General features: G+C 41.8%; 17 protein-coding genes. All 17 read left to right on the top strand.

Features of this window, described 5'->3' with window-relative positions:
* The first annotated feature begins 3 nt into the window (after positions 1-3).
* The 17 genes from efp to hisF all read left to right on the top strand — a co-directional run bounded on the left by efp (position 4) and on the right by hisF (position 14687).
* Positions 4-570 (top strand): elongation factor P, encoded by a 567-nt coding sequence (gene efp, locus GTQ34_RS03695; RefSeq protein WP_166522403.1) that lies wholly within the window; start codon positions 4-6, stop codon positions 568-570.
* Between the two features lie 5 nt (positions 571-575).
* Entirely contained in the window at positions 576-1511 is a 936-nt protein-coding gene (locus GTQ34_RS03690; protein ID WP_166522402.1) for a UDP-3-O-(3-hydroxymyristoyl)glucosamine N-acyltransferase, read from the top strand.
* A 59-nt stretch (positions 1512-1570) separates the two neighbouring features.
* A complete protein-coding gene (sucD, locus tag GTQ34_RS03685) occupies positions 1571-2443 on the top strand; it encodes a succinate--CoA ligase subunit alpha (protein ID WP_166522401.1) in 873 nt (290 codons plus the stop codon).
* Between the two features lie 107 nt (positions 2444-2550).
* Positions 2551-3300: a 3-oxoacyl-[acyl-carrier-protein] reductase gene (gene fabG / locus GTQ34_RS03680; protein ID WP_166522400.1), complete on the top strand. Its 750-nt coding sequence runs from the start codon at positions 2551-2553 to the stop codon at positions 3298-3300.
* A gap of 4 nt (positions 3301-3304) precedes the next feature.
* A complete protein-coding gene (locus GTQ34_RS03675; protein ID WP_166522399.1) occupies positions 3305-5338 on the top strand; it encodes a VWA domain-containing protein in 2034 nt (677 codons plus the stop codon).
* A gap of 10 nt (positions 5339-5348) precedes the next feature.
* Positions 5349-6164: a prohibitin family protein gene (locus GTQ34_RS03670; protein WP_166522398.1), complete on the top strand. Its 816-nt coding sequence runs from the start codon at positions 5349-5351 to the stop codon at positions 6162-6164.
* Between the two features lie 196 nt (positions 6165-6360).
* Positions 6361-7218 (top strand): ATP phosphoribosyltransferase, encoded by an 858-nt coding sequence (hisG, locus tag GTQ34_RS03665; protein ID WP_166522397.1) that lies wholly within the window; start codon positions 6361-6363, stop codon positions 7216-7218.
* Between the two features lie 103 nt (positions 7219-7321).
* Positions 7322-7669, top strand: a complete 348-nt coding sequence (locus GTQ34_RS03660; RefSeq protein WP_235914957.1) for a GNAT family N-acetyltransferase — start codon at positions 7322-7324, stop codon at positions 7667-7669.
* Positions 7662-8972, top strand: coding sequence for a histidinol dehydrogenase (gene hisD, locus GTQ34_RS03655; protein WP_166522395.1), 1311 nt, complete (start codon positions 7662-7664; stop codon positions 8970-8972). Before GTQ34_RS03660 ends, hisD begins: the two co-directional genes overlap by 8 nt.
* A 9-nt stretch (positions 8973-8981) precedes the next feature.
* The gene (hisC, locus tag GTQ34_RS03650; protein WP_166522394.1) at positions 8982-10031 is read left to right on the top strand and encodes a histidinol-phosphate transaminase; all 1050 of its coding nucleotides are present in this window, start codon (positions 8982-8984) and stop codon (positions 10029-10031) included.
* A complete protein-coding gene (gene hisB / locus GTQ34_RS03645) occupies positions 10031-11167 on the top strand; it encodes a bifunctional histidinol-phosphatase/imidazoleglycerol-phosphate dehydratase HisB (protein ID WP_166522393.1) in 1137 nt (378 codons plus the stop codon). The genes hisC and hisB overlap by 1 nt, the downstream gene beginning before the upstream one ends.
* Positions 11168-11211: 44 nt before the next feature.
* Entirely contained in the window at positions 11212-11619 is a 408-nt protein-coding gene (locus GTQ34_RS03640) for a four helix bundle protein (protein WP_235914956.1), read from the top strand.
* Positions 11616-12200, top strand: coding sequence for an imidazole glycerol phosphate synthase subunit HisH (hisH, locus tag GTQ34_RS03635; protein WP_166522392.1), 585 nt, complete (start codon positions 11616-11618; stop codon positions 12198-12200). Before GTQ34_RS03640 ends, hisH begins: the two co-directional genes overlap by 4 nt.
* Complete coding sequence (locus GTQ34_RS03630; protein ID WP_166522391.1) at positions 12197-12619, top strand: GNAT family N-acetyltransferase; 423 nt, start codon at positions 12197-12199, stop codon at positions 12617-12619. Before hisH ends, GTQ34_RS03630 begins: the two co-directional genes overlap by 4 nt.
* 3 nt (positions 12620-12622) lie before the next feature.
* Positions 12623-13402, top strand: coding sequence for a 1-(5-phosphoribosyl)-5-[(5-phosphoribosylamino)methylideneamino]imidazole-4-carboxamide isomerase (locus GTQ34_RS03625; protein WP_166522390.1), 780 nt, complete (start codon positions 12623-12625; stop codon positions 13400-13402).
* Positions 13395-13910 (top strand): DinB family protein, encoded by a 516-nt coding sequence (locus tag GTQ34_RS03620; protein WP_166522389.1) that lies wholly within the window; start codon positions 13395-13397, stop codon positions 13908-13910. The genes GTQ34_RS03625 and GTQ34_RS03620 overlap by 8 nt, the downstream gene beginning before the upstream one ends.
* Positions 13911-13931: 21 nt before the next feature.
* Complete coding sequence (gene hisF / locus GTQ34_RS03615; RefSeq protein WP_166522388.1) at positions 13932-14687, top strand: imidazole glycerol phosphate synthase subunit HisF; 756 nt, start codon at positions 13932-13934, stop codon at positions 14685-14687.
* The last annotated feature ends 30 nt before the right edge of the window (positions 14688-14717 follow it).

The raw sequence follows: 14717 nt of genomic DNA, 5'->3' as shown, positions 1-14717 counted from the left end.
TACATGGCTAATACTTCAGATATTCGAAAAGGACTTTGCATCCGATATAACAACGACATCTACAAGATTGTGGAATTCCTACATGTGAAGCCGGGTAAGGGACCAGCATTTGTTCGTACAAAACTTAAGAGTGTGACAACAGGTAAAGTGGTGGACAATACCTTTTCATCAGGACACAAAATTGAAGATGTGAGGGTGGAGACGCGCTCTTATCAGTTTTTGTATGCCGAGGGAGATACTTTCCACTTTATGAATACTGACGATTATAATCAAATTGCCTTGCAAAAGGATACCATAGATAACCCTGATCTTTTAAAAGAAGGGGAAATAGTGACCATCATTTTCAACACAGAGGACAGTATGCCTTTATCATTGGAGATGCCTGCCAGTGTCATTCTTGAAGTGACCCATACGGAGCCAGGAGTAAAGGGGAATACGGCCACCAATGCCACTAAGCCCGCAACTGTGGAAACTGGGGCCCGAATCAATGTGCCCTTGTTCATAAATGAAGGTGACAAAATAAAGGTTGACACCGAAAAAGGAGCCTATTTGGAACGAGCTAAAGAATAAAGGAAATGAGATTTCCTAAAGCCTATACCTTAAAAGAAATTGCGGAAATCATCCAAGCCGAATTTGTCGGCGAATCTGTTTTTCCAGTCTTCGGGATGAATGAAATTCACGTGGTTGAAGAGGGGGAAATTGTTTTTGTTGACCACCCAAAGTACTATGACAAAGCGCTACAATCAAAGGCTACAGTGGTGCTCATTAACAAAAAAGTGGACCGTCCAAAAGGGAAAGCATTGCTTATCTCCGATGATCCTTTTAGGGACTTCAACAAGTTGACTCTATTCTTCAAACCTTTTAAAGAGGCATCCAGCAGTATTGCCGAAACAGCGGAAATAGGTGATGGTACTGTGATACAACCCAATGTTTTTATCGGAAACGGCGTTAAAATAGGCGAGAATTGTACAATCCATCCCAATGTTACCATTTATGACAATTGCGTAATTGGCAATAACGTGACGATTCACGCAGGCACCATATTGGGTGCAGATGCTTTTTACTATAAAAATAGACCTGAAGGCTTTGACAAATTACTGTCCGGGGGTAGAGTGGTCGTTGAAGACAATGTGGATATAGGTGCCTCTTGTACCATCGACAGAGGTGTGACTGGTGACACCATAATTAAGGAAGGTTCAAAATTGGACAATCAAATCCAGGTGGGACACGACACGGTAATTGGCAAAAAATGCTTGATAGCTTCCCATGTGGGCATAGCTGGCTGTGTAATTGTGGAGGACGAGGTTACGCTTTGGGGCCAAGTAGGTGTTACTAGCGGAATCACCATAGGAAAAAAGGCAGTGGTTTTAGCGCAAAGTGGCTTATCCAAATCCCTGGAGGGAGGAAAAACCTACTTTGGAAGCCCTGCGGAAGAGGCGAGGGAAAAATTAAAGCAAATGGCCCACGTTAAAAAGATTCCAGAAATGCTTGAAAAATTGAAAAAGAATTAGAAAAATGAACGTGCAAAATTCCAGCAAACCATATTTTTGCACCTAATTAACTTGATGATATGAGCGTCTTAGTAAACAAAGATTCAAAAATAATAGTACAAGGTTTTACCGGAAGTGAGGGAACCTTCCATGCGGAACAAATGATTGAGTACGGTACTAATGTTGTAGGCGGAGTTACCCCGGGTAAAGGAGGTCAAGAGCATTTGGGAAAACCTGTTTTCAACACTGTGGAAGAAGCTGTAAACAAAGTCGGGGCCGATACTTCAATAATCTTTGTTCCGCCTGCCTTCGCAGCAGATGCCATAATGGAAGCCGCCAGTGCAGGAATTAAAGTGATCATTACTATAACCGAAGGCATTCCCGTAGCCGATATGGTAAAAGCCAACGATTACATAAAGGATATGGACTGTACACTAGTAGGTCCCAATTGTCCGGGCGTTATCACTCCTGGGGAAGCCAAAGTGGGCATTATGCCCGGCTTTGTTTTTAAGAAAGGAAATGTTGGTATTGTTTCCAAATCTGGAACGCTGACCTATGAAGCTGCTGATCAAGTAGTACGGCAAGGTTTGGGCATTACTACCGCTATTGGAATAGGTGGAGACCCCATAATTGGAACCACGACAAAAGAGGCATTAGAGCTTTTAATCAATGACCCAGAAACTGAGTGTGTGGTGATGATCGGTGAAATTGGTGGACAGTTGGAGGGTGATGCGGCAAAATGGTATAAAGAAAGTGGCAGCAAAAAACCCATCGTGGGATTTATAGCCGGGGAAACTGCCCCAGCTGGTCGAACTATGGGCCACGCGGGAGCCATAGTAGGTGGTAGCGATGACACAGCTCAGGCCAAAAAACGAATTATGCGTGAATGTGGTATCCACGTAGTGGATTCGCCAGCAGAAATAGGATTAAAAGTAAAAGCGGTAGTTGGATAGCAAACCGTTAAAACTATTTTAAATCCCGTCTAAAGCGGGATTTTTTTTCGGCAAAACATAAAACAACAACTATATTTGATTGATAACCATTCAAACACCGACACCCTATGAAAATTTTGGAAGGAAAAAACGTAATCATTACTGGAGCAAGCCGAGGAATTGGAAAGGGCATTGCCCAGGTATTTGCCAAGCATGGTGCCAATGTAGCCTTCACCTACAGTTCCAGTGAAGCCCCGGCCTTGGAATTGGAAAAAGAACTATCTGAAATGGGGGTTAAAGCCAAAGCCTATAAAAGTAATGCTGCAAGCTTTGAAGATTCCGAAGCTTTGGTGGCGCAAGTTTTGGAAGATTTTGATGGGAGAATCGATGTATTGATCAACAATGCTGGAATTACAAAGGACAATCTATTGATGCGGATGGGAGAGGATGATTTTGACCAAGTGATTGAAATCAATTTGAAATCTGTGTTTAACATGACCAAGGCTGTTCAACGTACCATGTTGAAGCAGCGCAAAGGGTCCATCATTAATATGAGCAGTGTGGTTGGGATAAAAGGAAATGCCGGACAAACCAACTATGCGGCCTCAAAGGCTGGTATGATTGGCTTTACCAAATCTGTTGCCTTGGAATTGGGATCACGAAATATTCGTTGTAATGCTATTGCCCCTGGTTTTATTGAAACCGAGATGACCGACAAATTGGATGAAAAAACAGTACAAGGATGGAGGGATGCCATTCCACTTAAGCGCGGTGGTTCTCCCGAAGACGTGGCCAATGCCTGTCTATTCTTTGCTTCAGACCTTTCAGCCTATGTCACTGGACAGGTTTTGAATGTTGATGGAGGCATGTTAACCTAAATGGATGGAATTACGCACGGTTCTTTTAATTGTTTTATCTGCCGTTGCTGCGATTACCATTGTTTTTTACCAATATTATTATAAAAACCCCAGGAAGGATTCCCTAAAATTTTATCTGGCTGGCCTACGATTCATTGCTATTTTCTGTGGATTGTTGTTGCTGGTTAATCCCAAGTTCGTATCCAAGAATTATTTCTTGGAAAAACCTAACCTCATTTTATTGGTGGACGATTCCTATTCCATTAAAGAGGCAGGCTCCGATGACACCGTTAAGGAAACAGTCAATAGAATATCCGAAAATGTCAATTTACGTGAACGTTTCTCTTTGCATCAGTATGAGTTCGGCGAGAGGCTAGTGTCAAAAGATTCTTTGCTGTTTGATAAAAAGAACACCGACATTACCAATGCACTAACAGATATTGCTGAAATTTTTGTGAACAGCTCCAGCGCGGTCATACTCGTAACGGATGGAAACCAAACCTTGGGGAAGGACTACCAGTATTTTAATCCCGCTCACAGTTTTTCTGTCCATCCCGTGGTTGTTGGTGACACTACACAATATCAGGACCTTTCCATAGGGCTTTTGAATGCAAACCGATATGCTTTTCTAAAAAATAAGTTTCCCATTGAAGCTAGTATTAGTTACAATGGAAGTACTCCGATTTCAAAAAGGGTTGTTGTTTCGGTGAACGGCACCCCGGTGTATCGAGAACGGATTGAGCTAAGCGCTTCCAATTACAGTTTTACCTTGAATACCTTAATTGAAGCAAAAAGTGTGGGCATTAAAACAATTAAGGTGGAAGTGGAACCTCTGGACAATGAAAAAAAAATAATCAATAATAGTAAGGAAACTTTCGTCGAAGTCATAGATGAAAAAACAAACGTAATTATCGTTTCAGATATGCTTCATCCTGATATTGGGGCCCTTACAAAAGCCATAGAATCCAATGAGCAACGCTCTGTGACCATTGCAAAACCTAGCCTTTCTACAACAGATTTGGAGGAAGCAGACATTTTGATTTTGTACCAACCAAATCGGAGGTTCAGCAAAGTCTATGAATATCTTTCCAATTCACGAACGGGACATTTTACCATAACAGGGGCACAGACCGACTGGACTTTCTTAAATCAAGCTCAGCAGGCATATCGCTTTCAAGGTATCGGTCCAACAGAAGAACTAGTTCCTGTTCTCAACAATTCTTTTGGGTTGTTCGGCCTGAGCAATTTTGAAGTAGATGCATTCCCACCTTTAAAAGGGAATTTGGGGGATTTGGAATTTGAGGGTGCCGTTGAATCAATAATGTTCCAACAGATAAGAGGTGTGAATCTGGATGCTCCCTTGTTTGCCGTGATCACGAATGGGGAACAAAGAGAAGCCGTATTGTTCGGTGAGAATATTTGGAAATGGAGAGCCCAGGTTTTTAGGAATGACCAAAGTTTTCAGAATTTTGATGATTTTATGGGGAAATTGATGCTATATCTTACAAGTAATTCCAAACGGAGTCGTCTCAACCTAGATTTCACCCCTGTTTTTGAAAATGCCCAAAGTGCCAACATAAAGGCCTACTATTTTGACGAAAGTTATACATTTGATGCCAATGCATCCCTGACTATAAATATGAAGGGGCAGGACAATGAATTTTTTCGCGAGGTTCCCATGGTGCTAAAGGGCGGTTTTTATGAGGTGGACCTTAGTGATTTGGAAGCAGGAGAATATGAATTCACAGTGACCGTGGAGAGTGAAAATCTAAAAAGTGGGGGAAGATTCAAAATTCTCGATTTCAACCCTGAAAAAAAACTGCTATCAGCAAATTTTGACAAGCTTCAACAATTGGCCGAACGGACCAATGGAAAGGCATACATACCCATAGAGGTCAACGCTTTGATGGATGAGTTGTCCAATGCAGAGCAGTACCGTCCGGTTCAAAAGAGCAGACAAAATGTCGTATCTTTGATTGACTTTGGAATACTACTTGGAATTATAGCTCTTTCCCTTGCATTGGAGTGGTTTATAAGAAAATATAATGGACTAATTTAAAATAAGAACAATGGATAGATTACCAAAAATTGCATTGCCTGTAATAGCGGGCATTATTTTTCTCATCATATTAATCTCAAAATCAGCTGTGACTATCGGTTCAGGAGAAGCCGGAGTGCTATATAAAGTATTTGGTGGCGGTGTGGTTACCGATGGACCACCATTGGGTGAGGGATTTCATTTAGTAGCGCCCTGGAACAAGGTCTATATTTATGAGGTGAGACAACAGGAGGTTTTTGAAAAAATGAAGGTCCTGTCCTCCAACGGGTTGGATATCCAGTTGGATGCCTCAGCCTGGTTTCAACCAAAATATGAGTTTTTGGGAAAACTGCACCAAGAAAAAAGCGAACAGTACAAGGACCGTGTACTTCTTCCTGCCATACGCTCAGCGGCACGAAGTGTTGTTGGCCGATACACTCCAGAACAATTGTATTCAAGCAAAAGGGACGCCATCCAGAAGGAAATCTTTGAGGAGACAAAGGCAATCGTGGATGGCCAGTATATTCAGTTGAATGAGATTTTGGTACGCGATGTTACTTTGCCGAATACCATCAAGGAAGCGATTGAGCGTAAACTAAAACAAGAACAGGAGTCTTTGGAGTACGAATTTAGGCTCGTCACCGCCCAGAAAGAAGCCGAAAAGGTTCGGATAGAGGCACAAGGAAAGGCTGATGCCAACAGAATTCTAAGCGCTTCCCTGACCGATAAGATTTTACAGGACAAGGGAATTGAGGCCACATTGATGTTGGCACAATCACCCAATGCCAAGGTGGTTGTAGTGGGATCCGGCGATGACGGATTGCCCTTAATTTTGGGAAATAACTAAATAACCCTTTTTTGATAAAAAAATATATTTTACTTTTGAAGTGAAATGAGAATCAACAACACACATCACCATTTGTATCCTTGCTCTCAAGCGAGATAGAAATGTATTGTTGTGTAAAATATATTCTAACCCGTTTGAGAAATCAAACGGGTTTTGTTTTTGAACCCATTTGGTCTCTCACAAAAAGAAACTGAAAATGACAAAAATTCGCATTGCGGTACAAAAGAGTGGTCGTTTAAATGAAGATTCCTTGCGAATCCTTAAGGATTGTGGTATTTCCATCGACAATGGTAAAGATCAACTGAAAGCCACAGCAAGAAATTTTCCTCTGGAGGTGTTTTATCTTAGAAATGGAGATATCCCACAATATTTGAGGGATGGAGTAGTGGATATTGCCATAATTGGCGAAAATGTACTTGTGGAAAAAGGAAGTGATATTTCCATAGCCCAAAAACTTGGTTTTTCCCGATGTCGCGTTTCACTGGCTGTTCCAAAAAGTGTCAAGTACAATTCCATTCAAGATTTACAAGGAAAACGTATAGCCACTTCTTATCCCAATACTGTAAAAAAATATCTGGAAGAGCAGGGCGTATCGTCCGAAATGCACATCATCAATGGTTCTGTAGAAATTGCTCCCAATATTGGCCTGGCCGATGCCATTTGTGATATAGTTTCCAGTGGAAGTACGCTGTTCAAAAACAATTTAAAAGAGGTTGAGGTAATTTTAAAAAGTGAAGCGGTGTTGGCCGTTTCTCCAAACATATCGGAAGAATGCAGGGAAATTCTGGAGAAATTACTTTTTAGGATAAAATCCGTGTTGCAAGGAAGACAAAACAAATATGTGCTCCTCAATGCTCCTAATCAAAAACTGGATGAAATCATCAACATACTTCCAGGAATGCGGAGCCCTACTGTGCTGCCATTGGCCCAAGAAGGTTGGAGCTCTGTACATTCCGTGATACAAAGCAATACATTCTGGGAAGTGATTGATCAATTGAAACAAGCAGGGGCAGAGGGTATACTGGTTTGTCCCATTGAGAAAATGGTAATCTGAACCCCGAGTAATGGAAGCACAATTTGTCATAAAGTGGATTCCAAAGAGTGAATTAAAAAGCATTCTGCCTTTGGCGTATTTACTAAATAACAAAAAAGTCTCGATGGAAACCCTCGAGCTTCGATTAACGGAAATGATTCCCATGGGGTACCAATGCATTGGTGTGTACGACCAAGAACGTTTAATCGGTATATGTGGGGTTTGGACACTCAATAAATTATATGCAGGAAAGCACTTGGAGCCTGACAATGTGATGATTGACCCAAACTATCAAGGGAAGGGAATAGGAAACCTTTTAATGCAGTTTCTTTTCGAGTATGCGAAGGAAATTGGCTGTGAAGGAACGGAAGTCAATTGTTACGCCAAAAACATAAGAGGTAAAAAATTCTGGGAAAGCCATGGATACGAAGCGTTGGGATACCACTTGGTAAAAAGATTTAACAATGAATAGAATTTACAATCCAAACAAAAAAACTTGGAAGCAGTTCCTTCGAAGGCCTACTCAAACGGTAGATGATATTGAAGCAGTGGTCATGGAAGTGTTTCAAGATGTAGAATCCCAAGGTGATGGCTCACTTCGAAAATACACGCAAAAGTTTGACTACGTCACATTAGATGCTTTATCAGTGACCGATGAGGAACTTAGTGAGGCTGAAAAAAATATCTCCTCCAAATTGAAAGAAGCCATTGCTTTGGCCAAGTCCAATATTGAAAAGTTTCACCGAGCACAGCAAACACCAAAAGTCGAAGTCGAGACTATGCCAGGGGTTCATTGTTGGCAGGAAAAAAGACCAATCCAAAAGGTGGGGCTCTATATCCCGGGAGGAACCGCCCCACTTTTCTCAACCATACTGATGCTGGCAGTCCCCGCTAAAATTGCAGGATGCAAAGAAGTAGTCTTGTGCACCCCTCCGGATAAAAACGGGAATGTCAATCCCGCAATATTGTATACGGCTGGTCTTTGTGGCGTCACCCAAATTTTTAAAGTGGGCGGTATTCAGGCCATTGCTGCCATGACTTTTGGAACTGAGTCGATTCCCCAGGTCTATAAAATTTTTGGTCCTGGAAACCAATATGTAACAGTTGCAAAGCAATTGGCCACCAAATTTGGCGTCTCCATCGACATGCCCGCAGGCCCTAGTGAACTTTTGGTAGTGGCAGATGATACCGCTAATCCCGCATTTGTAGCTTCCGATTTGTTGAGCCAAGCGGAGCATGGCGCGGATAGCCAAGTACTCTTAATTTCAACATCTGAAATGATGATCAACAAGGTTGAAAAAGAAATTGAGATACAGATCAAGGATTTGCCTCGAGAAGAAATAGCAAAAAAGGCCGTGGCCAACAGTAAATTGATTTTGGTCAAAAACGACCAAGTGGCCGTGGAGCTTATCAATGAATATGGACCTGAACACTTTATAATGTGCGTGGAAAATGAAGATTTCTATCTTCAAAACATCCAGAATGCAGGCTCTGTATTTATAGGTAACTATACGCCTGAAAGTGCCGGAGATTACGCCTCGGGAACCAACCATACCCTACCAACCAATGGATATGCCAAGCAATACAGTGGAGTGAATCTGGATAGTTTTATGAAGAGTATGACCTACCAAAAGATATCAAAAGCGGGAATGCAAAAAATTGGCCATACCATTGAGTTGATGGCCGAAGCTGAGGGCTTACAGGCCCATAAAAGTGCAGTAACACTACGATTAAAAGAATTGAAAACAACTAATTTCAAGTCGAGCGAGGTTTAGACCCTTTATATGAAAAGTAAATTTAACATAACAAGTTTGGTCAGGGAAAGCGTAAGAAACCTGAAACCTTATTCCTCGGCCAGGGACGAGTATGTTTCTGACGGCTCCGCAATGATTTTCTTGGATGCCAATGAAAATCCATTTGAAAATGGGGTTAATCGATACCCAGATCCTTATCAAAGACGTCTAAAGGGAGTTTTGGCCCAACAGAAACACACAAGCGAAAAGAATATCCTGCTAGGAAATGGCAGTGATGAAGTATTGGACCTTATTTTTAGGGCTTTCTGTGAGCCCAACGAAGACAATGTCATCACCTTGCCGCCCACCTACGGCATGTATAAGGTGTTGGCCGGAATAAATGCTGTTGAAAACAGGGAAGTGTTGCTAACTAAGGATTTTGAGCCCAATGTCGCTGAAATCCTTAACAATGTTGGTGACAAAACCAAGTTGATCTTTATTTGTTCGCCCAACAATCCTACGGGGAATGCTTTTTCCAAGGAAAAAATACAGCAACTACTGGAAGCTTTTGACGGACTGGTAGTTATTGATGAAGCCTATATCGACTTCTGCCAAAAGGAGAGCTGGTTGAACAGCTTGAACAAATATCACAATCTAGTTGTGACCCAAACCCTGTCCAAAGCTTATGGAATGGCAGGAATCCGTTTGGGAATCTGTTACGCTTCAGAGGAAATAATAACTGTTTTGAACAAAATAAAGCCTCCGTATAATGTAAACCAATTGACACAACAACGCGCTATGGATTGTCTATTGAATCAAGCCAGAGTACAAGATGAAGTGGAAATAATTCTAGAGGAGCGAAACAGCCTGATTGAAGTTTTACAAACTTTGGATTTTGTGGAAGAGACTTACAACACCGACGCTAATTTTGTTTTAGTAAGAATGGACGATGCCAATAGGCGATATCAAGAGTTTTTGGACCAGCATGTAGTTGTCCGCAATCGAAGTGGCCAACCCTTATGTGAAAACACACTTAGGTTTACCGTGGGCACACCCGAGGAGAACAAGAAATTAAAAGCCATTTTAAAAGAAATGAAATAATGGGCAAAAAAGTGTTATTTATAGATCGCGATGGAACCATCATCAAGGAAACTGCTGACGAGCAAATAGATGCTTTTGAAAAGATTTCCTTTTACCCGAAAACGTTCACCTTTTTAGGAAAAATAGCCCGAGAATTGGATTACGAACTGGCAATGATTACCAATCAAGATGGGTTGGGCACGGATATATTTCCAGAGGACACTTTTTGGCCCGTGCACAATTTCATAATGCAATGTTTCGAGAACGAAGGTGTGGTTTTTGATGAAGTTTTCATTGATAGGACCTTTCCCAAAGACAATGCTGACACTCGAAAACCAGGGACCGGGTTGTTGACCAAATATTTTTCAAGGCAGTATGACCTCAAAAATTCTTTTGTTATCGGCGACCGATTGACCGATATGGAACTGGCTAAAAATTTAGGGGCAAGAGGCATTTTTATCAATGATGAAACCCATTTGGGAACTGGGGAAATTACGGTAAAACGTGAAGAATTGGATTCCATTATTGCCTTGGAAAGCAATGACTGGGAGAGAATTTATCAGTTTTTAAAGTTGGAAAACCGTGTAGCAAAGATTTCAAGGAAGACCAATGAAACTGATATCCAAATCAAACTCAATTTGGATGGAACAGGTAAAAGTAAAATCCAAACAGGACTGGCATTTTTTGACCATATGCTGTACCAGTTGGCCCGTCACGGTCAAATGGACTTGGATATACAAGTGGATGGGGACTTGGAAGTGGACGAACACCACACCATTGAGGATACGGCCATTGCCTTGGGAGAAGTTTTCGCAAAAACCTTGGGGAACAAGCTGGGCATCGAACGGTATGGATTCTGTCTTCCCATGGATGATTGTCTCGCCCAGGTGGCCATAGATTTTGGCGGGCGCAATTGGCTCGTCTGGGATGCAGATTTTAAGCGAGAAAAAGTAGGGGACATGCCTACGGAGATGTTCATGCATTTTTTTAAGTCATTCACGGATGGGGCCAAGGCCAACTTGAACATTAAGGCAGAGGGAACCAATGAACACCACAAAATTGAAGCTATTTTTAAAGCCTTTGCTAAATCTATTAAAATGGCGGTAAAGCGTGATGCTGAAAAGATGGTGCTGCCATCAACAAAAGGAACACTTTAAAAGACGAATTAGAAAGTACGAACGTGGTACAGAAATGAAAAGGAATGGACAGAGACCTAAAGGATAGAACCAAGCTATTTGCTATTAAAGTATGGAAATTGTGTGCTGCTTTTCCAAAATTAAGGGAGTACAACGCTTATGTCAATCAATTAATTCGAAGCTCTAGCTCTTTTGGGGCGAATTACAGGGCCTCGCAGAGGGCAAAATCTAGGGCAGATTTCATAAACAAGTTAAAAATTGTGGAAGAAGAGATTGACGAAAGCATGTATTTTCTAGAACTTCTCATGGAAACAAGCTTGGAAAAGCGCCCAGATATAAAATGCTCCATACCGAAGCAAATGAAATTTTGGCGATTATTGTTTCTTCCATCAAAACTGCGCGAAAAAATGGAAAATGAACAGGAAATGCTCTCACTTCCCCCTTCCAACTTGAAACTTTGTACTTCAATATGAAAATAGTTATTATAGATTACGGCGCAGGGAATATCCAAAGTATCAAGTTTGCCATAAAACGTTTGGGATTCGAAGCCATTTTGAGTCATGATGCGGGTGAAATAAAAAAGGCGGACAAAGTGATTTTCCCAGGGGTTGGCGAAGCCAGTTCAGCGATGGCTAAGCTAAGGGCAAGTGGTTTGGATAGAATAATTCCAGAATTAAAACAACCTGTTTTGGGCATTTGTTTGGGCATGCAACTCATGTGTAGGTATACGAAAGAGGGTAACACTAAGGGTCTAGGAATTTTTGATTTGGATGTTAAAAAATTCCCGAATACGGTTAAAGTACCCCAGATTGGATGGAACCAAATCACAAATCTACAATCTGACTTGTTGCAGAATGTTCCTGAGGCCTCCTATATTTACTTGGTGCACAGTTTTTATGCCCCATTGGGAAAGGAGACCATAGCCATGTCGGACTACGCATTTCCGTACAGTGCAGCGTTGCAGAAAAATAATTTTTATGGAGTCCAGTTTCACCCTGAGAAAAGTAGTAGTATTGGAGAACAAATCGTAAGGAACTTTTTGAACCTGTCATGAAAAGTGAATTTTACATATCATCGGATAAGGATCAATTGGACATTCCAAGAATCCATCAGGAGATAAAAAGCTCCTATTGGGGCGGATATCGCACCTTGGAGATGACAAAACAGACCATAGAGGCCTGCATGTGCTTTGGGGTTTATTCCAAAACGGATGGGCAAGTTGGTTTTGCCCGGGTGCTGACTGACAAGGTGGTCTTTGCCTATTTGATGGATGTTATCATTTTCCCGGCCCATAAAGGAAAAGGATTGGGCAAAATGTTGATAAAGCATATCATGGAATGCCCCGATATTAAAAACGTGCACACCATAGCACTGAAGACGAAGGATGCCCACAGTTTATACGAACCTCATGGTTTTATCAAGGTGGGTGATTCGAAACTATGGATGGCCCTGGACAGAGCAAAATATGATTGAAGCATGAGACTGATACCCGCAATAGACATCATTGATGGTAAATGTGTGCGATTGTCCAAAGGAGATTATGGCACCAAAAAAATCTACAACGAAAACCCTTTGGAGGTAGCCTTGGAGTTTGAAAACCATGGCATTGAATACCTTCATTTGGTGGATTTGGACGGAGCGAAGTCAAAACATATTGTCAATCACAAAGTGTTGGAAACCATAGCATCCAAAACCACGCTACAAATTGATTTCGGTGGTGGCCTGAAGACGGATGAAGACTTGCACATTGCTTTTGAAAACGGGGCCAGTCAAATTACCGGTGGAAGCATTGCGGTAAAGGATCCAGAGACCTTTTTGGGGTGGTTGGAGACCTATGGTCCTGAAAGAATCATTCTTGGCGCGGATGCCACGGACGAGAAAGTGGCTGTTTCGGGTTGGCAGGAAGAATCGGACCAAGAGCTGGTTCCCTATATACAAGTCTACCAAAAAAAAGGCATAAAATATGTCATCTGTACGGATATTGGTAAAGATGGCATGTTGGAAGGCCCATCGTTTGAGCTGTACCAGAAAATAATAGCCAAGACCAAAAAATGGGAAACCTTGATAACCGGAAGTGGTGTGGAGGATAAAGAGATTATTGGAATCAATTTGATTGCCAGCGGAGGGATTTCAACCTTTGAAGAGTTGCCGAAGCTCAAAGAAATTGGCTGTGAAGGTGCTATAATTGGTAAGGCAATCTATGAAAATCGCATCAGTTTAAAACAACTTGAAAGTTACATTCTTGAAAATGGATAAAGTAAGACAAATACAGGAGGAACTAATATGGAATGCAGGCTATCGTATGGATGAAAGTCTTCGTATGATCAAAATCTGCATGTCGGGACTTTCTGAAAAGGATATCTGGAAAAAACCGAATAAATCCAGCAATAGCATTGGAAATCTGATCCTCCATCTTTGCGGAAACATTACCCAATATGGTATAGCCTCCCTGCGGAATGAACAGGATGACAGAAAACGGGACGAGGAGTTTTCCGTTTCATCTGGGTATACCAAGGAAGAGTTGGTACAGAAACTGAGCGACACCATTGCGGAGGCAAAAAGAACCTTCTTCGACACCCCTTTGGAGGAGTTATTACGGAAAAGGGAGGTCCAAGGATTTAATTTTTCGGGGATTGGCAATATCATCCATGTAACCGAGCATTTATCGTATCACACGGGACAGATTGCTCTTTGGACCAAAATATTGAATAATAAAAGTCTAGGTTTTTATGATGGCGTGGATCTGAACGCCAAGAACCGATAAGGCCATCCCTGATAACGGAATATGCTTACAAAACGAATTATACCCTGTTTGGATATCAAAGACGGAAGAACCGTAAAAGGTGTCAACTTTGTTGATTTGCGGGATGCTGGCGATCCTGTGGAACTGGCCCAGCGATATGCCGATGAAGGTGCGGACGAATTAGTCTTTTTGGATATTTCCGCAACAGAGCAAAAAAGAAAAACCTTGGCGAAACTGGTCTATCATGTGGCGGAAGCCATCAACATCCCCTTTACCGTGGGCGGGGGAATTTCTTCTGTGGAAGACGTGGACATATTGTTGAAAAATGGGGCGGATAAGGTATCTATCAATTCTTCAGCGGTGAAAAGACCGGAACTCATCAATGAATTGGTGGCCAAATTTGGTTCCCAATGTATTGTGGTTGCGATTGATGCGAAACAAATCGATGGAGTATGGAAGGTACATCTGGTGGGCGGCAAGGTGGCCACCGATATTGATTTTTTCGAATGGGCCAAAGAAGTGGAAGCCAGAGGCGCAGGGGAGATTCTGTTCACCTCTATGAATCACGATGGTACCAAAAACGGGTTTGCCAACGAAGCCCTGGCCAAATTGTCCAGCTTGGTGAATATACCCATTATAGCATCAGGAGGGGCAGGAAACATATCACACTTTGCCGATACCTTTAAGAAAGGAAAAGCGGATGCTGCATTGGCCGCCAGTGTTTTTCACTTTAGTGAAATTGAAATTGCACACTTAAAACAAGAACTAAAAAAGGAAGGAATTCCTATGAGAACATAAATTGTCATTTCGAGCGTAATCAAGAAATCT

Source organism: Flagellimonas ochracea (assembly GCF_009903685.1).
Taxonomy (GTDB): domain Bacteria; phylum Bacteroidota; class Bacteroidia; order Flavobacteriales; family Flavobacteriaceae; genus Flagellimonas; species Flagellimonas ochracea.
Note: the sequence above shows the minus strand (reverse complement) of the source record. Positions and strands in the feature narration are given on the sequence as shown.